This is a genomic window from Cognatishimia activa (genome assembly GCF_026016445.1).
Classification (GTDB): domain Bacteria; phylum Pseudomonadota; class Alphaproteobacteria; order Rhodobacterales; family Rhodobacteraceae; genus Cognatishimia; species Cognatishimia activa_B.
This window is the reverse complement of the sequence record NZ_CP096147.1, coordinates 328,910-347,606: the sequence shown is the minus strand read 5'-3', so window position 1 is coordinate 347,606 and position 18,697 is coordinate 328,910. Positions and strand designations below refer to the sequence as shown.

Annotated in this window: 14 protein-coding genes; 4 read left to right on the top strand and 10 right to left on the bottom strand. The window is 52.9% G+C overall.

Annotated elements, in window-relative coordinates; translation table 11 throughout:
- Position 1: 1 nt before the first annotated feature.
- Positions 2 to 2,077, top strand: coding sequence for an ATP-binding cassette domain-containing protein (locus tag M0D42_RS01720; RefSeq protein ID WP_265019890.1), 2,076 nt, complete (start codon positions 2 to 4; stop codon positions 2,075 to 2,077).
- Positions 2,078 to 2,265: 188 nt separating this feature from the next.
- Entirely contained in the window at positions 2,266 to 3,345 is a 1,080-nt protein-coding gene (locus tag M0D42_RS01715) for an HlyD family secretion protein (RefSeq protein ID WP_265019889.1), read from the top strand.
- 42 nt (positions 3,346 to 3,387) lie between these two features.
- On the opposite strand, the gene M0D42_RS01710 is transcribed toward M0D42_RS01715, so the two are convergent.
- The 10 genes from M0D42_RS01710 to M0D42_RS01665 form a co-directional block, all read right to left on the bottom strand.
- The gene (locus M0D42_RS01710; protein WP_265019888.1) at positions 3,388 to 4,887 is read right to left on the bottom strand and encodes a mannitol dehydrogenase family protein; all 1,500 of its coding nucleotides are present in this window, start codon (positions 4,885 to 4,887) and stop codon (positions 3,388 to 3,390) included.
- Complete coding sequence (locus M0D42_RS01705) at positions 4,887 to 5,888, bottom strand: ABC transporter ATP-binding protein (RefSeq protein WP_265019887.1); 1,002 nt, start codon at positions 5,886 to 5,888, stop codon at positions 4,887 to 4,889. The genes M0D42_RS01710 and M0D42_RS01705 overlap by 1 nt, the downstream gene beginning before the upstream one ends.
- A gap of 9 nt (positions 5,889 to 5,897) precedes the next feature.
- Positions 5,898 to 6,731: a carbohydrate ABC transporter permease gene (locus tag M0D42_RS01700; protein ID WP_265019886.1), complete on the bottom strand. Its 834-nt coding sequence runs from the start codon at positions 6,729 to 6,731 to the stop codon at positions 5,898 to 5,900.
- Positions 6,732 to 6,743: 12 nt separating this feature from the next.
- Positions 6,744 to 7,682 (bottom strand): carbohydrate ABC transporter permease, encoded by a 939-nt coding sequence (locus M0D42_RS01695; RefSeq protein WP_265019885.1) that lies wholly within the window; start codon positions 7,680 to 7,682, stop codon positions 6,744 to 6,746.
- A 159-nt stretch (positions 7,683 to 7,841) separates the two neighbouring features.
- Positions 7,842 to 9,128: an ABC transporter substrate-binding protein gene (locus tag M0D42_RS01690; protein ID WP_265019884.1), complete on the bottom strand. Its 1,287-nt coding sequence runs from the start codon at positions 9,126 to 9,128 to the stop codon at positions 7,842 to 7,844.
- A 115-nt stretch (positions 9,129 to 9,243) separates the two neighbouring features.
- Positions 9,244 to 10,275 carry a LacI family DNA-binding transcriptional regulator gene (locus M0D42_RS01685; protein WP_265019883.1) on the bottom strand — a complete coding sequence of 344 codons (1,032 nt, stop codon included), beginning with the start codon at positions 10,273 to 10,275 and terminating at the stop codon, positions 9,244 to 9,246.
- Between the two features lie 185 nt (positions 10,276 to 10,460).
- On the bottom strand, positions 10,461 to 11,018 hold the full coding sequence (locus M0D42_RS01680) for a carboxymuconolactone decarboxylase family protein (protein WP_265019882.1): 558 nt from the start codon (positions 11,016 to 11,018) through the stop codon (positions 10,461 to 10,463).
- Between the two features lie 17 nt (positions 11,019 to 11,035).
- Positions 11,036 to 11,467 (bottom strand): universal stress protein, encoded by a 432-nt coding sequence (locus M0D42_RS01675; RefSeq protein WP_265019881.1) that lies wholly within the window; start codon positions 11,465 to 11,467, stop codon positions 11,036 to 11,038.
- Positions 11,464 to 14,067: a TRAP transporter permease gene (locus M0D42_RS01670; protein ID WP_265019880.1), complete on the bottom strand. Its 2,604-nt coding sequence runs from the start codon at positions 14,065 to 14,067 to the stop codon at positions 11,464 to 11,466. The genes M0D42_RS01675 and M0D42_RS01670 overlap by 4 nt, the downstream gene beginning before the upstream one ends.
- Before the next feature lie 90 nt (positions 14,068 to 14,157).
- Positions 14,158 to 15,129 carry a TAXI family TRAP transporter solute-binding subunit gene (locus M0D42_RS01665; protein ID WP_265019879.1) on the bottom strand — a complete coding sequence of 324 codons (972 nt, stop codon included), beginning with the start codon at positions 15,127 to 15,129 and terminating at the stop codon, positions 14,158 to 14,160.
- Between the two features lie 223 nt (positions 15,130 to 15,352).
- On the opposite strand from M0D42_RS01665, the gene M0D42_RS01660 reads away from it, so the two are divergent.
- On the top strand, positions 15,353 to 16,687 hold the full coding sequence (locus M0D42_RS01660) for an aspartate aminotransferase family protein (RefSeq protein WP_265019878.1): 1,335 nt from the start codon (positions 15,353 to 15,355) through the stop codon (positions 16,685 to 16,687).
- A gap of 9 nt (positions 16,688 to 16,696) precedes the next feature.
- The gene (locus M0D42_RS01655; RefSeq protein ID WP_265019877.1) at positions 16,697 to 18,670 is read left to right on the top strand and encodes an ATP-binding protein; all 1,974 of its coding nucleotides are present in this window, start codon (positions 16,697 to 16,699) and stop codon (positions 18,668 to 18,670) included.
- The last annotated feature ends 27 nt before the right edge of the window (positions 18,671 to 18,697 follow it).

Below are 18,697 nucleotides of genomic sequence, written 5' to 3'. Positions count from 1 at the left end.
GATGAATGCATTTGCTCAACTACGAGGGTTGATCGCACCGTTGCTGGTGTTCAGTTTAATCACCAACCTGTCGGTCCTGATCAGCCCGCTCTTTATGATGCAGGTCTTGGACCGCGTACTTCCCAGCGGCAATATTGCTACCCTTGTGCTGCTCGCGGCGCTCGCTATTGCCGCTTTGGCACTTCAAGCCGTCACCGAAGCCGCGCGCGATATAAGCCTAGGTCGTCTGTCGCGATGGTCCGAACGCTATGGCGCGGATATTGCCCTGCGCCCGAATGAAGGGGATGCTCAGGGTCTTATTGACAAGGTTTCAAATTTCGCAGGCTTTATCGGTGGATCAGCGGCTCTTGTCGCTTTGAATATTCCATGGATTCCATTGATTTGTGCAGCGTTGCTGTTTATTCACCCTAGCTTTTTGATGCTCCTGATGCTGCTCGTGGTTACGAGCAAAGGCATCGAAATGATAGCAGCTTCATTTGCTTCCTCTGAACAAGATGCTGCATCGAAAGTTAGGACATTGGAGAAACAGACGCTGGCGCGCGCCGATCAGGTCCAAAGACAGCTGGGTATGCAAAATACCCTCCAGAACCTCCGGCAGCGCTTCTTTTCGTTGCTAGAAGCGCGCCATACACATTTGGAAGCCTGTCAGAGAACAATAGGTTTTGGGACAGGCGCGGTTGCTTTGGTACGCAGCTCAGGGCAAATCCTTGCCCTTGCTTTGGGTGCCTATCTCGTCACGCTGAATAAATTGAGCCCCGGAGGCATGATCGCCGCATCCATCATCCTGGCAAAGGGCTTTGCAACGATTGAAGCTTTGCTCAATCACATCCCAATCCTGCGCCAGAACTATCGCGATTACAAAAGCCTCTGCGCGCAGTCAACGGAGACCATAGCGACCTCGATAGACATGCCTGATCTTGATGGACACCTGCGTATCGAAGGCATCATCATCCCAAGAGGTGGCGGGGCACCGCCACGATTGGATCGCGTCACATTGCAATTGGCCAAAGGCGAATGCCTTGCAATTGTCGGGCCTTCCGGATCTGGAAAAACCTCACTCATGAACGCAATGTCAGGTGAAGCTCCACCGCCGATCGGGTCGGTATTCTTTGACGATAACGAATTGAAAGGGCTTCCCCCAGCAGCGTTAAACCAATCTGTTGGTTACTTGCCCCAGCAGGCGGCCCTCATTTCTGGGACAATTGCACAAAACATCTGTGGATTTGCGACTGAACAAGGCGATGCTAAAATTCTAACAGCTGCCAAGTTGGCCGGTGTACATGGCCTTATTGCAGCCTTGCCTAAATCTTATGAAACCGATCTATCGCATGACATGTATTTGTTATCGTCGGGCCAAAGACAGCGCATTGCGCTTGCGCGCGCGCTTTACGACGATCCTCAATACCTCTTTTTAGATGAACCCAACGCACTTTTAGACGCTGAAGGTGAAAAAGCTTTGGCGCAAACATTGCTGCGCCTGAAAGAACAAGGCACCACTATTGTCATGATCCTGCACCGCTCCGGGATCATGGGGCTTGCCGATAAGGTTCTCCGACTGGAGCGCGGCCGTGTCGCCGATTTTGGTCCTCGCAGAGAGGTTCTGGCGCGCCTTGGGCTGGGTGGGCGTCGCATCGAATTGCCGATTTTGGAATCGTCTTCAGATGATCTAAAGGATTGGGTTGCCTCACAATTCACGCGATCCTCTGACGAAGCGTTTTCTCAAAAAGCACAAGCCGTTGCAGCCGAGCTATTCAGCATCGCCTGCCAAAACCAAAGCAAAAACACGCCACGTATTGCGAGTTTCGTTTTTACCTTTGTGGATGACACACATTGTGAAATCTCCATGGTTGAAGATCTACCTAATGACTTGGCAAAGAAGATGGCCTCCGCACGTGAGAACCTGCGAAAGTCCGAAGTGTTTTTAACTGATCTTCCAAGAGACGAGGCCGCCCTCGCCCGGATTTCCAAACTTTGCGATCGATACCAAGTGCGAAATAGTGAGGATGCCACGCATTTCACGGTGTCCTTAGCAGGAGATACGGACATTTCGGACAAGGGACGTGAGTGGATAAATTGAGCGAAAGAGCCTCCATACCTAGGTCGATCCTAAACCCTCTTTGGACAGCTGCGATCGCAGTCATCTGTTTCTTAAGTGCTGCATTCCTTTGGTCAGTTTTTGCACCTTTGGCAACAACGCTCCAATTGTCAGGGAAAATCATATCGTCGCAACCAACTTACAACTTGCAGCACCCATTTGGAGGTGCGGTGCAGGACGTCTTTGTGGCAAGGCACGATCAGGTCGACGCGGGGCAAATCGTACTGCAGATGGACGTGTCGCTAGAGACTGCGCAGAGGGAGAGCTTGAAGCAAACGCAAAGAGACTTCCAAGAGGAAAACCAGATCATCCAACACATTTTGTCTCACCAAGATCTAACGAGCTTAGCACCAATAACGGCCGCCGGGGCCTCCAACCTAGAACGACATCATCAAGCTGAGATTCAGGTTCAACAACAAAAGCAAAAAGCTCGAAATCTTGGTCTTCAAATTGATGCACTCGCAAAAAAAATCGACATCGCAACGCGTCAGCTTGATCTGATGCAGCAAAGAATGGAGCGTCAATCAGAACTCGTTGAAAGTGGGCACCTCAGCGTCACAGAACGCGAGAGCCTCACTGAGAGAACCCTGATATTGAAGGCAGATATCGAAGGAGATCGAGCCAGTTTAATTTCGCTTCGAGGACAACAAAGCAGTGCCTCGGATCAAGCAGAGCTGATCGGTATATCAACGCGCGAGCACTTCATGCGCACGCGGGATGCCAATGTCAAACGCTTGCACGAGATCAGCAGACAGATCACCGAACTAAATGCAAAAATTGAAGAAGCTGTGGTTCGGGCACCGGCTGCAGGCATCGTCTCGAACATCTTTTTTAAAACAAAGGGGTCTTTCGCCGCGCGAGGTGAAACACTGATCTCACTTACGCAACCCCTTGCGCATCCGCATATTTCTTTTGAAGTGCCAGTTGGTCAAATCGATCAATTGCAGCCCGGAATGGAGGGGCGGCTGATTTTAACAAGCCTACCACAACGCACGATGCCCAAGATTGACGTGAGAGTTGTCGCCGTTTCTCCGCGCGCCACACTGAATGAACATGGAATCCCGGTATCCTACACCGGACGGGCTGAAATCCAATCTGAGGATATTGAGCACATCCTCGCATCCATGAGCGCCGCAGCGTTGCAAGAGGATATGCCAGTGCAATTGTTGATTTCAGCACGTGAAACAACGCTTGCCAGTTACATCTACCGCCCCTTCGTCGAAGGCATACGTACTGCAGTGCAGGATTGAGAGGAGTTATGGCGAGTGAGCGAAGAGACACTTAAACAGGTCTCATGTCCCGTCCAAGTACGCCTGCAATGTCGCAAGACAGCCATCAGACCAAATCATATCGAGCCAACGACAAAATGCGGGTTCAAAAACGGGATTATCCGCCAGGTCTCCGTAAATCTGCTGTTGCTCAAGCCACGCCCTAGACCTTTTTGCACTCTCCCTTGCAGCATCCATTAAGCGGTGCCAGTTGGGGTCATTCTCTTCGATGATGGTCCCATCATCTCTTGTCCCCGCACACATGCGGGCCCAAAAGGCTTCCACCAAAGCCAAACCTTCGATGGTGCCCCCGCTTTCCAATGCGTCTTGAATAACCGGTAACAGGAATTCTGGGTGCCGCGACGATCCATCAAAGGCGACGCGGCGTGTTGTGTCGCGAATTTCTGGGTTTGAAAACCTTTGGGCGACCAAACCTACGTATTGCGTCGAGGTCATGTCCGGAACTGGGGACACATATGGCGCAATTTCCTCGTGTTCGACCTTGTTGAAAAACTCTGAAATGACTGGGTGAGCCATACATTCGGCCACCGTCTCGACCGACATCAATTCACCGACATTGGCCAAAACTTGATGGCCTGCATTGAGGATGCGAATTTTCATGGCCTCATAGGCATGGACCTCTGGTGTAATGATGACACCTACCTTTTCAAGGTCAGGTCGCCCGGCACAAAAATCATCTTCAATGACCCATTGCCGGTAGCTTTCATGTGTAACCGGCGCGGCATCGTCGATGCCAAAACTCTGAGCCAGTGCAATTTCATTTGGACCTGTCGCGGGAACGATGCAGTCCACCATGGAATTCGGAAAACTGCACGTCAGTTCAATCCAATCCGCTAGAGAAGCATCCAATTGTTCAGCCAGTGACAAGACCGCTTGTCGCGCGATGTCTCCATTTCCGCGAAGATTGTCACAGCTGAGCACAGTGAACGGCCCCGACCCCGATGCTCGACGTGCTGCCAGCGCCGCAACAATGGCGCCAAATACGGTCCTTGGATGTTCCGGATGACCAATGTCGTACTGGATATCAGGGTGTGCAACATCCAAACCACTCTCGGTCGGCGACATGAAGTAGCCACCTTCAGTGATCGTTAGCGACACAATCCGAATGGCAGGATCAGCCATTTGCCGGACAAGAGAGGCGTTTCCGGCCTCAATTGGCATAAAATCGATCGTTGATCCGATGACTTCAGCTGATGTCCCATCTGGCGACAGCTCAATGAGCGTCGTCAGATGGTCCTGAGACCTCAGACTGTCACGCATGACTTGGTCTTGATTGCGTACCCCCGCTCCGATGATAGCCCAGTCAGCGGCAAGCCCCTGTTGCATCAAACGGTGGATATACCAAGCCTGATGTGCGCGATGGAAGTTGCCAAGGCCGATATGCACAATACCCGGACGAAGGGCTGACCGGTCGTAATTGGGGCGTGCTACTGTTGCTGGGAGCCTCGAAAGGTTCGCATCACAAAGCACAACCCCATTCGTATTTAGTGCCGCAGATGCCATCACATTCTCAGGCCTTGTGCGTCAAATTTGTGTATCTGGTCGGCCTGCGGTGTCAGGAAAATGGTATCGCCGTGTTTGACAGAAATGTCACCGGTGACGCGTACCGTCAGCATATCCGCCAGGTCAGTGTCATGGACGTGGATGAAGGTGTCAGACCCTAGGTGTTCTGCAACGCCTACGCGGCCTTTCCAAGCGCCGTCGGTCATACTGACATCGGTGTGTTCTGGGCGGATACCGATGGTTGCAGCACCGTGTTTTTCAGCTTCAGCACCTTTGACGAAATTCATCTTTGGGGAGCCAATGAACCCAGCAACAAATTCGTTTTGAGGCCTATGATAGAGCTCAAGCGGAGAACCAACCTGTTCGATCACACCAGCACGCAGCACAACAATCTTATTCGCCATCGTCATCGCCTCGACTTGGTCGTGCGTCACGTAGATCATCGTGGTCTTCAGCCGCTCATGCAGCTCGCCGATCTCTAGCCGCATGCCCACGCGCAAAGCCGCATCGAGGTTTGACAGTGGTTCGTCAAAAAGGAAGGCTGCAGGTTCGCGAACAATTGCCCGGCCAATAGCGACCCGCTGACGTTGACCGCCTGAGAGGTCCGCTGGTTTGCGTTCCAGATAATCCATCAGGTTCAAAGATTTGGCGGCTGTTTCAACGCGCTGGTCGATCTCGGCCTGTTCCATCTTTGCCATACGCAGAGGGAAGCCAATGTTCTTGCGCACCGTCATATGCGGATAAAGCGCGTAGGATTGGAACACCATGGCAAGGCCACGTTGGGATGGCGGCACCTCGGTGGCCACTTCACCGTCGATTTCGATGTTGCCGGAGGTCAGGTCTTCAAGACCTGCGATCATCCGCAGCAAAGTGGATTTACCGCAACCAGATGGGCCGACAAAGACCGCGAATTCTCCGTCTTCGATCGTCAGATCAAGAGGCGGGATGACCTGAACGTCACCAAAACTCTTCGTCACGTTTTTGAGTTGAATACGTCCCATTGTCTTTCCTTATTTCACAGCGCCGAAGGTCAAGCCTTGGACAAGTTGTTTCTGGCAGAACCATCCGAGGACAACGATTGGTCCAACGGCGGCAGCTGATACGGCAGAGAGGCGTCCGAAAAAGAGACCTTCAGGGGCCCGGTTGCCTTCGATGAGTTTGGAGAGCGTTGCCGCATCGGTCGTGGTCAGGCGCACGGTCCAATAGGCCTCGTTCCAGCAGAAGATGAACACCAGAAGTGCGGTGGCTGCGATGCCGCCCCAAGCAAGGGGGATCAGGATCTCTTTGATCTCCCCCATGGTGCTGACACCATCCATCTGACCGGCTTCAATGATGTCTTTCGGGATTTCCTTGAAATAGGTGAAGAGCATCCAGATCGCGATCGGCAGGTTAATCAGGCTGAGAACCAGAATGATTAGGAAGTGCGTATCAAATAGGCCTGCTGACTTGGTCAGAAAGGTCATGGGGTAAAGCACTGCTGCGGCTGGCAACATCTTTGTGGAAAGCATCCACATCAACACATCTTTAGTTGCCCGGCTTGGGTTGAAGGCCATCGCATAAGCACATGGAATGCCAACGACCAGGGTGAATGCTGTCGCGAAGACTGCCGTGATGACCGAATTCTTGGCGAAGCGCCAATAGTCGTAGTTCTCGGTCATATTCAGGTAGTTTTCGAGCGTCGGTGTGAACCAGATCAGGTGTTCAGGTTTCACCGCATCCGCGTCGGTCTTAAAGCTGGTCAGGACCATCCAGAAGATCGGGAAGAAGAACAAGAGCCCCACGACCCAGGCCACCATGGGCCGACCGTATTTCGAAAATCTTGAGGGTTTTGCAACGATTGCCATTGGTTCTGTCCCTTATTCCATCAGTGTCTTGCCAATCATGCGCAGCAGGAAGAAGGCGACGATGTTGGCGAGGATGACTGCGAAGATGCCTGTGGCACTGGCAGCCCCGATGTTGTTGTTGGCAAATTCACCGATCAGGTAAGGCAGGTTCTTGTTGCCGTTACCGCGGCTAACGATTTCGATTTCCGCATAGAGCGAGAGGTGAAAGATCGCCTGGATCATGACCACAATCGCAATCGGTCGCGCCAAGTGCGGCAGGGTCAGGAACCGGAATTGTGACCATGGGCTCGCGCCATCCAGAACAGCCGCTTCTTTTTGTTGCTGGTCTTCAGATTGCAGCGAGGTCATGAAAATCAGGACCGCAAAGGGTGTCCACTGCCATGTCACCATGATGATAACCGCATAGGCTGAGGTCTGTGTCGCCCGAAAGGAAATCGGTTCGAGTTCCGGCCAAAGTGAGAAGAACCAGCCAACCAAAGGTGCATTGCGAAGTGTATCCACCAGATCGTTAATGCTGCCAACGGCTATGCCTTGTAGACCTAGAACCGGGTCGAGGATCATATTGATCCAGAGAACGGCGTTCACGGCAGGCATGACAAAGAACGGTGAGATCAGAAGAACTCGGACAATGCCCTGCCCCGGGAATGTCTTGTTGATCAAAACGGCGATCAAAACACCCAGAATGACTGTCAGGATCAAGATGCTGCAGACGATGAATAGGCTGTTCTGAATGGCGAAGAGGAAGTCTTTTGATTTAAGAACAAATTCGTAGTTTCCGAAGCCGCGCCAGTTGCTGAGGCTTGGTGATGTCCACTCTGGACGGCGCAGGCTGTTCAACACATAGCGTATGAATGAAAAGTACAGCGTCATTCCCAGAGGGATCAGCATCCAGATCAAAAGCAGCAGAACTGCGGGGCTTTGTAAAAGTCGAGGGAGCTTTCTGTCGGACATGGTCCTATCCTCTCAGTAAAACGGTTTTTCCGTTTCACATCTGATGTTTGGGTTGCGATTGCTCGGATGTTAGGCGGTACCAAGGCGATCTAGCAAACCCTGTGGTACGTCTGGTAATGGGCCCGGCACAGCGGGATGCCTGCCGGGCCCTCGATTGTTTTAGTCGTAGTAGCCCGCTTCTTTCATGATCGAGTCAGCTGCACCTTGAGCAGCAGCCAGCGCATCTTCGACGGACTTCGCGCCGGATAGCGCTGCGGCCATTTCCTGAGCAACGGCGGAGCCGACCTCTGGGAACTCTGGGATCGCGGCGAACTGAACACCAACATATGGTTTCAGATCTGTTGCTTCAGGCGCGGCGCTTTCGATCGCGGCCAGTTCCGCGGCAGCAAAACCAGCTGCGGCTTGGAACTCAGGGATCGCATAAGTCGACGCTCGCTGACCTGTTGGCACAGAGCCCCAGCCAAATTCAGGGTGGTTTCCAACCGCTTTCACATAGTCCTTGGATGTGGCCCATTCGATAAAGTCGCCAGCGGCTTCAGCATTCGGAGAGCCCGCGGGGATCGCCATCGCCCATGCCCACAGCCAGTTCGCACCAACCGGATTGCCTGCGTTTGGAGATTGCGCGTATGCCACGCCGTCAACTTCCAGGAAGGATGCCGCGATCGTGGCGTCAATCCACATGCCGCATTTGCCTTCGTTATAAAGCGCCAAGATTTCGTTGAAAGAGTTACCTTCCGAGCCTGGAGGGCCATAAGAACCTAACAGATCGACATAGAAGTTGATCGCTGCGTTCCATTCAGCGCTGTCCAGTTGCGGACGGCCGTCGGCGTCAAACCACGCACCACCGAAAGAGTTCACGACGGTTGTGATAAACGCCATGTTATCACCCCAACCCGGCTTACCGCGCAGGCAGGCACCGTAAACGCCGTTGTCTGGATCGTGAATAGCAGCGGCTGCAGCCTTTACATTATCCCAGCTGTCATTGTCGCCTATGGAAACGCCAGCAGCATCGGTCAGGTCTTTGCGATACATGACCATGGAGCTTTCACCATAGAAAGGCGCAGCATAGAGCGTACCTTCATGGGACAGACCATTACGCATTGCAGGCAGAATGTCGTCCACGTCGTAGTCTGCAGAGAAGTTCAGCGGCTCAATCCAACCGGCTGCGCCCCAGATTGGAGCTTCTTGCATACCGATGTTGATGATGTCGTACTGACCACCGCCTGTTGCGGTGTCAGAGGTGACCTGTTCACGCAGAACGCCTTCTTCCAGAGAAACCCAGTTCAGTTCTACGCCGGTTTCGGCGGTATAAGCTTCTGCGACTTTCTGCATGTTGATCATGTGACCGTTGTTCACGATCGCAATTGTCAGTGTTTCGGCAGATACGCCACCGGCTGCAAGCAGCGTTATGGCGGTTGCTGCGCGAAGTGCGCCTTTTTTAAACATCCTCGTCCTCCCTAAAGTAGATGCTTGAGGAAATGGTAGCGCTCAATAGCAACCTGCGTCAATTTTTTTCTTTACGCGCGTAAAGTTTTTGAATTTTACTTTTCCGTTCAGACCTTTACGCAGAAGACCTCATGATCAAACGCCCATCAAACAGTGTTTCCCCTCGCGAATCGGATGGTTCATCAGCCTCTATCATCTCAAGCAAAACCGATGCGCTCTTCTTTGCGATAGCTTCATAATCTTGAGAAACCGTTGTCAAAGTTGGGCAGGTATATCTTGAAAATGGGTGATCGTCGTGCCCCGCAACCCGCAGCTCGCAGCCTTCGCCAATGCCAACTCGCAACCCAGATTCACAGGCTGCGGACAAAAGACCAATGGCGAGACGGTCATTGCTGCATAATATTGTATTCGTCGGCAGATTTCGGTCACGAACCACACGCATACCTTCGCGAAAACCGATCTCTTCAAACTCCCAGCCTTCCCCCTCAGCCTGGATCAAATGAGGTCTGTGACCCAATTTCTCCATCGCAGAGATGTAGGAACTTCGCCTTTTGAAAGCGTTCGGATTGGTTGGAGATTTCATCTCGAAAAAACTCGGAGGCTCCCCCGTCCGGCAGAGATAATCAACAATCAGGCCAATACTTTGCTCGTTATTGGACCCGACAAAAGCCTCTCCGATAGTATCGATATTCGCGTCAAATAGAACGGTCGGTATGTCTTTACAGAATGCCTCAAGCTTCTCATGATCAGAAGCGCGACCCAAGGGAGCAAGCAATACGCCGGCAGGTTTTATGCTGCGCAAGTTTTCCAGATTTGCGATTTCCAATGCGGCGCTGCCATGTGACCCCAACAACACTGGGCGAAATCCCGTTTCAAAGATATGTTCTTCGATAGTACGCGCGATCTTTGCAAAGAATGGATCCGCGAGATAAGGAACAACAATGCCAATATTCTTGGTTAGCCTCCGGTTCTGGTTCACCGCATAGAGGTTGGGCTGGTAATCATGCTGTTCAAGCGCTTCTTCTATCCGCTTGCGCGTAGAAGCCCGTACGCTTTCAGGATCGTTGAAAAATTTGGATAGAGTTGGCCGAGAGATGCCACAAATGGCTGAGAACTCCTCCATATTCTTAATCTTGGTCCCGCCCATCTTTCCGCCTTTTGCCACTCTGATGACCGCGCTGGTTCTGGACCAGCACTTAGACCAGCATATTTACTTTACGCGCGGAAAAAAAGCCTGATGGAAAATCACGATATAAAGGCGTTACTCAGCTTCGGAGAAGCCAAGCAAGAAGATTCAAAGATTTTGAGCTTGGAAGTTCGTGCAACCCGCCTTTAGGACCTGAAACGATCCAACGGTTTCTTAGCAAGCTCGTCGGCGATATCTTTATCGAGCGGCGTCTCAAAGGTATTCAGGATTAACCCAAGCGTCGAGTAAAAGCCCACTGTTGCAATGAGATCAAGGATACCGTGCTTTCCGATTTCGGCTTTCAAAGCGGTATACGTATTTTCCGACAAACACTTGCGTTCAAAAAGCTCATCAACCCCGCCTGCGAGTAGCGCATCCATTCCGGTGATGGCATCAAGCGGTCCGCTGAGACGCGCTATACGAAGGTCGCTCAGGCCGGATTTGCGGCCACGCACGATATGCTGGTGCCATTCGTAGGACGAGCCAAGCTGCATCCCCGTGCGAAGGATAACAACTTCACTGCGTTCAGCGCCAAGCGAGGTCTGATTGACCACATGTTCGCGCAAATCAGACCAGGCCCTAAGCAATGCAGGATGATGCGCCATGGTGCGGTAAACGTTCAGTCCACCGGCGAAGCCTGACAGCATGTCTGTGATTTCAAACGGCCAGTCTTGGTCGCTGATCGGCGCAAAATCTTCTTTCATCGTTCCAGTTCGCCTGCTTAACGCACAACGTGTACCGAACAATTCGAGTGTCTGACAACGCGTGCCGCGTTAGGGCCAAGCAGATAGTCAGTAAAGTTCGGCTTATGCGCTCCAATCACGATCAAACCGCAATTGGTTTCATCGGCCACCCGCAAGATTTCCTCATAGGCCGTACCAGTCGCTACAACGTGGCGGACACGGGAATCCGCATCTGCGCCGAGACTTTCAACGATCTGTTCTTTCAAGGCAGATTTAGCCTCAGATACCGCATTATCGTGGTGGCTTTGTTCAAAAAAACCCGCCACCAGACTTTTGCCGAAATCAGGAATGACAGTAACCACATCAAGCTGGGCGCCATCCAGATCAGCAAGACGCTTGGCTTCTTTCAAAACCGCGTCATCTTTGCCTTGGTTAGAAATGTCGACGGCACATAGGACAGAACGGCTCATGCTGGAACTCCTTGTTTTGATGCGCGCGCTTTCTGCAGGAAGAATATCATAGTCAAGAGAATGAGGCCCGGAATGAACAGCAACTCCTTTGGCATCTGATCAGATGGTGCTTTGACTTCCTTCACCGTCACGGACTCATCCGCATAGAAATCATATCCCTGCAGCGTATTTGCAAACGGTGTGCCAAACAGAGGCTCCTCCACAAGCAACTTGCCATCTTCTTCCATAGTAAGAAGCCCAAGTGCATCCATTCGCTCGCCTGCAGGGGTTTCGTCGATCGCCAGCACCAGCGTGGTGTCTTTCAACTCGCCCGTGTCAAAGTCTGGTCCGTTGAGCACGATCCTGAGCTCTGAGCCAGCAGCTGCCGAGTCCACAGCTTCCACCAGAGCGGTTGGCTCAATGTCTTGGAATGGTGGTTGGATGCGGTCCAGAAAAAAGTCCGGCCGGAAAAGCGAGAACGCGATGAGGATCATGGCGACGCTTTCATAGATGCGGCTCTTGGTGACGAAGTACCCCATGGTCCCTGCCGTGAAGACAAGGATGGCGATACTCGACATGACAAAGACCAATATGCCCTGGGTTAGCGTCACATCAATCAACAGCAAATCGGTGTTGAAGATGAAGACAAACGGAAGGGCAACCGTACGCAGGCTGTAGAAGAAGGCGGTGAAACCGGTTCTGATGGCATCGCCACCAGACACGGCAGCCGCCGCAAAGCTCGCAAGACCGACAGGCGGCGTCACGTCGGCCATAATGCCGAAGTAAAACACAAAGAGGTGCACCGCGATCAGAGGCACGATCAGACCTGACTGCGCGCCAAGTTCGACGACAACCCCAGCCATGAGGGAGGACACAACGATGTAGTTCGCTGTTGTTGGCAGCCCCATCCCCAACACAAGGGAAAGTAGACCGACCATGACCAGCATCAGGATGAGGTTGCCGCCAGAGAGGAACTCAACAAGATCGGCCATGACCTGCCCAACACCTGTGAGTGTGACAGTGCCAACAATGACACCAGCCGTCGCAGTTGCGAGGCCAATGCCGATCATGTTGCGCGCCCCGTCGACCAGTCCCTGGAGCAGGTCGACAATGCCATCTTTAAACCGTTCCACGGTCTCGCTTTCTCCGCGGAAGATCGCTTTTAGCGGACGCTGGGTCAGCAGAATGACAAACAGAAGAGCGGTAGCCCAGAAAGCAGAGAGGCCCGGAGATTTCTGTTCGATCATTAGGAAGTAAACCAGCACGATGATCGGCAGCAGATAATAAAGACCGGATTTGTAGATCTCGCCAACCACCGGCAGTTTCACTTCTTTGGCGTGCGGATCATCTGGTTCCAAATCAGGGACCTGCGCGGCCAGATAGAGCAGCGCGACATAGGTCAGGAACACGAGGGCTGACAGGATCAGACCCGATGCCGGTAGCACAGAGGTGATGGCTTTGACCGGGTATTGCACGCCATAGCACAGCAATGCGAAACCGACGAAGAAGGCCGCCATACCACCGATGGTTTTACCCATGGAGACAACGCGATCACCAAGGACCGGCATGTTCCGCTTCACCGCTTCAAGGTGCACGATGTAGACCAGCGCGATGTAGGAAATAGAGGCTGGCAGGAAGGCGTGGGTGATCACTTCGACGTAAGAAATGCCGACGTATTCCACCATCAGGAAGGCAGCAGCACCCATAACCGGTGGCATGATCTGGCCATTCACAGAGGAGGCCACTTCGACCGCGCCGCCTTGTTCAGACGTAAAGCCCACACGTTTCATCAGCGGGATGGTGAATGTCCCAGTGGTCACGACATTGGCGATGGAAGACCCTGAAATCAGGCCGGTGGCTGCAGAACCAACCACGGCAGCTTTCGCAGGTCCGCCTTTCAGATGCCCTAAGGCACCGAACGCCATTTTAATGAAGTAGTTACCTGCCCCAGCCTTATCTAGAAGCGCCCCGAAGAGCACGAACAGGAACACAAACTTGGTGGAAACACCTAGCGCGATACCAAAGACGCCCTCAGAAGTGATCCACATGTGGCTCATCGCCTTCTTCAGGGATGCGCCACCCCAGCGGATCACATCAGGGACCACGGTGGAGGAGCCGAAGAAAACATAGAGCAGGAAGATGGTTGCAATGATCGCCATTGCTGGGCCAAGCGCGCGGCGGGCTGCTTCAAACAGCAGGATCAGACCGGCGAGAGCAAACCACTTGTCGGTGTTATCGGCCAATCCGCCTGAGTCGACGATCTTTTGGTAGAAGAAATATCCGTAGAGCGCGATGAAAGAGCCAGCAATCGCCATAATCCAGTCTTGGACCGGGATGTAATCGCGAGGGCTCGATTTCAGTGCTGGATAGGCCATGAAGGCCAGAAAGATTGCAAAGGCGAGGTGAATTTGACGGGAGTTGTTAATGACCGAACCCGGGAGAACATAATTGGCCAAAGGTGAGGCCAGGACGACCTGAAATACCGACCAGACAATCGCAACTATGGCTAGGAACGTGCCAACATGGCCCGCAGGGTTGCGAGCGCCCGCGTCTGATGAAGAAACCAGCTCCTGTAGTTCTTCTTCGCTTAGCGCGCGGCCTTCGGTCTTTTGATCCGTCATTTGAATTCCCCCTGAATATCCTATTTTTCATAGGCTTATTGGACAGGAGAGGCACCAATGGCGCCTCTCCTTGGTTTTGATCAAACTGGGTTATTCAATCCAGCCCTGCTCGCGGTAGTACTTCGCAGCACCTGGGTGCAGCGGAGCGGACAGACCCGCAGTCGCCATTTCTTCTGGCTTCAGGTTTGCAAAGGCTGGGTGCAGTTTTTTGAAGTCATCGAAGTTTTCGAAGACTGCAGAAACAACTGTGTAAACCGCGTCTTCAGACACTGCGTCGGAAGTCACGAAAGTCGCACCAACACCGAATGTTGCTGTGTCGCCATCGTTGCCGCGGTACATGCCACCTGGGATGGTTGCAGAGCGGTAGAAGGAGTTGTCGGAGATCAGGCCGTCAACCGCTGCGCCGGAAACGTTTACCAGAACGGAGTCACATGCTGTGGTCGCTTCCTGGATGGAACCGGATGGGTGACCAACGGTGTAAACCATTGCGTCGATCTGGTTGTCGCAAAGCGCTGCGGACTGTTCTGCGGCCTTCAGCTCAGTTGCCAGAGCGAAATCGCCTGTTGTCCAGCCTTTTGCTTCCAGCAGAACTTCCATTGTGCCGCGCTGACCGGAACCTGGGTTACCGATGTTGACGCGCTTGCCTTTAAGGTCGTCAAAAGATGTCACGCCAGCGTCTGCACGCGCTACAACTGTGAACGGCTCAGGGTGTACGGAGAAAACAGCGCGCAGACCTTCGAACTTGCCAGCGTCTTCGAATTTGGATGTGCCGTTGTAAGCGTGGTACTGCCAGTCAGACTGAGCGACACCGAACTCCAACTCGCCTTCGCGGATGGTGTTGATGTTGTAAACGGAACCACCTGTGGATTCCACAGAGCAGCGGATGCCGTGCTCTTTGCGGCCTTTGTTTACCAGACGGCAGATCGCGCCACCTGTAGGATAATAAACCCCGGTGACACCACCTGTACCGATGGTGATGAAATCTTCAGCAAAAGCAGCAGGCGCGGACACAGCAAGCGCGAGGGCAGCAGCGGCCGCTGTATTGAATTTTGTATATGACATTTATGTCTCTCCCAGTTGTCGGTTGCGTGCTGCCTCCCACTCCTTCGTACCAATTACCCAAACAGCAATTACGCAGCATTTGATGAACAAATGCAGGAGTATTGGCACAGCACGCTCCAAAATGGTCTCCGAGACTGGCCTTTCTGTCTATGCGCGTCACTACCTATAGAATTTGCCTATCCAAAATGATTGCATATGCCGGAAAAAATATGGAATCGGACCTATGAGCCACGTTTTCCCAAGGAATTCCAACAAGTTACCCCCAATCGGCATGAAGGGCGACGGTGTCTACCTGTATGATGCTGATGGCAAAGCCTATTTCGACGGATCGGGAGGAGCCGCTGTTTCCTGTCTCGGTCACGGCGATCAGGACATTATCAATGCCATCAAGCAACAGCTTGATTCTATGGCATTTGCGCACACCGGGTTCCTCGGATCGCAACCCGCTGAAGATCTCGCAGACCTATTGGTCGCCCATGCGCCGCAGGGATTGGAACACGTCTATTTCGTATCAGGTGGCTCTGAAGCTGTAGAAGCTGCGCTGAAACTTGCGCGACAGTACTACGTCGAGATCGGCCAGCCCCAGCGCTCCAAAATCATTGCGCGACGTCAAAGTTACCACGGCAATACACTGGGCGCCTTGGCCGTCGGCGGCAACGAGTGGCGGCGCGCACAGTTTGCACCGCTGCTCATTGACGTGAGCCATATTGGACCTTGCTACGAGTACCGTGATCGTTGCGAAGACGAGACCACTTTTGAATACGGCCAGCGGGTCGCAAATGAGCTGGAAGACGAAATCCTGCGTTTAGGCGCGGAGCAAGTCATGGCCTTCGTCGCGGAGCCTGTCGTTGGCGCGACTATGGGCGCTGTGCCTTCGGTGGACGGCTATTTCAAGCGAATCCGTGAAATCTGCGACACTTATGGTGTCCTGCTGATCTTGGACGAAGTCATGTGCGGCATGGGCCGCACCGGGACGCTTTTTGCGGCGGAACAGGAAGGGGTCAGCCCAGATATCTGCACCATCGCCAAAGGTCTGGGTGCGGGCTATCAGCCAATTGGTGCGACGCTTTGTTCAGCGCAGATTTTTGATGCGATCAAAAACGGCAGCGGTTTTTTCCAACATGGCCACACATATATTGGCCACCCAACCGCTTGTGCGGCTGGCTTGGCAGTTGTTCAGAAGCTGACCCAAGGTGGCATCGTCGATCATGTCACCGCGAAAGGGCAGCAGCTGCGCGATCTTCTACATAAAGAGTTCGGCCAACACCCCAATGTCGGTGACATTCGTGGACGCGGACTGTTTGTTGGTATGGAGTTCGTCTCAGACCGCGAGAGCAAAGCGGTGATTGACCCAAGCTTCAAGTTTAATGCACGTGTGAAAGCCGCAGCTTTTGATGCTGGTTTGATTTGCTATCCGATGGGCGGTACCATCGATGGCAAGCACGGGGATCACGTGTTGCTTGCGCCGCCTTTCATTTCTGAAACCCACCACCTCGAAGAGGTGGTGAGCAAGCTTTCGACCGCCGTCAATAAAGTCACCTCAGACCTAGGGATGTGATCAGAACACTTGGCATACCGGTTTAGGCAAGATGGCATAAGGTTTTCGCTGGGCTTTGTCCTGGCGATAAGCCTTGCCGGATTGCAGTTCATTGCCATCCTTTTTGTGGTCACGACCTCTTACCTGTCCTCAGAACGCGCGATCCTTGATCATGCCCGCGGCCTTATGGAACGTGCGGGCGGCAATGCAGTGGACCATACAAAGCGGTTCCTAGAGCCCGCCGGAGAAATGGCCGAACAGGCAAGGCGTGTTCTGAATTCAGGTCTGGTGGGCACCACAGACCGCGACACGATGGAGCGCTATTTCTTTGAGCTCCTTCAGACAGAGTCCAATGTCGCAGGCATCAACTATGGCGATGAACAGGGCAATTTCGTCTATGTTATGAAAAGCGATGGCCCCGGACCCTATCGCACCAAATTCATCACGATCGAGGATGGGGTTCGCAAAACGGATTTCATCTGGCGCACCGAAGACTACGAAATCGTCGCCCGGGACAATGACCCGTTTGATCCTTATGATGCCCGCACGCGACCCTGGTACATAAAGGCAAGTGCACTCGACACGCGCATCTGGACCAATCCGTATATTTTCTTCACGTCTCAGCAACCCGGCATCACCACGGCTGCACCGGTAGTTTTTGAAAACGAAGGACTGCAAGGCGTTGTGGGCGTCGACATCGAGATCTCGGACATCTCTGTTTTCTTAAGTGAACTGCAGGTCAGTGAAAGCGGCGCAGCGGTGATCCTGCACCAAGACGGCAGCGTGTTGGCGCATCCTGACCCCAATCAGATCAAGGTGCTCAATGACGACGGCACACTGAGCTTTGCCAATATCAATGATATCGATGACGCCGTGTCTCGCGCGGCTTTTGCGAACTTTGAAGGTGGGGCTGTCACCAACTTCGGTCTTCCGTCGAATTTCTCCTTCCGGCGCAACAACTACCTTGGGCTCTTCGAACCTCTTGCAGGTGTCGACCTGCCTTGGACTGTGGCCGTCTACGCGCCTGAAAATGACTTTATCGGTGAGATCAAAAAGAACCGTGCTCGCAACATTTGGATTGCAGCGGGTATCTCGATATTGACCGCATTGGTGGGCCTGACAATCGCTGAACTGATCCTGCGGCCCGTCAGAGCCTTCGCCGTGCGAACAGCGCTTGTCTCGCAAGGTGAGGTCTCAGCCAAGGCCCCTCTTCCCAAAACATATCGCGAACTCAGTAAGGCAAACAAAACACTGATCAATGAGATAGCCCAGCGCCGTGAATCTGAAACCAAAGTTCAGGAACTCAGCCGCGACCTCGCGCATTTTTCGCGTGTCAGCGTCATGGGGCAAATGGCAAGCGGGTTGGCGCACGAACTTAGCCAGCCTCTGACAGCCATCACCCAAAACGTAGATGCTGCGATTTCAACGGCGAAGCAAAATGGGCAGCCCAATGAAGACCTGATGGCCATTCTCGCCGAGTTGGATGAGCAAGCCCATCAAGGTGGTGCGGTTGTGCGCGCACTTCGAGGCTTTGTCCGCAAAGATCGCGGCAGGGTCATTCAGTTTAATTTCAATGAGCTGTTAGATCAGGCCAAACGCCTGATGCGTCACGAAGCCGAAGACCAGAATGTGGCGCTGGTTTATGAACATGCAGAGAATCCAATTGTTTATGGAAATCGCGTTCAAATCGCGCAGGTTCTGATCAATTTGATCCGCAATTCGATTGAAGCGATCACTTCGGCTAAATCAAAAAAACGCATAATCGTCGTCCACGCAGAAGCTGAGGGCGATGTTTTGAAAGTTCGTGTCACGGATACTGGGCCAGGTGTTCCCGAAAGCGTGAAGCTTTTTAAGCAGTTCCAAACCAGTAAAGAAGGCGGAATGGGGCTGGGGCTCTCTATCAGCCGAACGATCATTGAAACTAATGGCGGTAGATTGTGGCTTGATGAAAACGAACCGGGCAATACGAGCTTCTGCTTTACCATTCCCAGAGATGCCCCGTAAATTGCTCATTATGTAACTGGCTTGGAA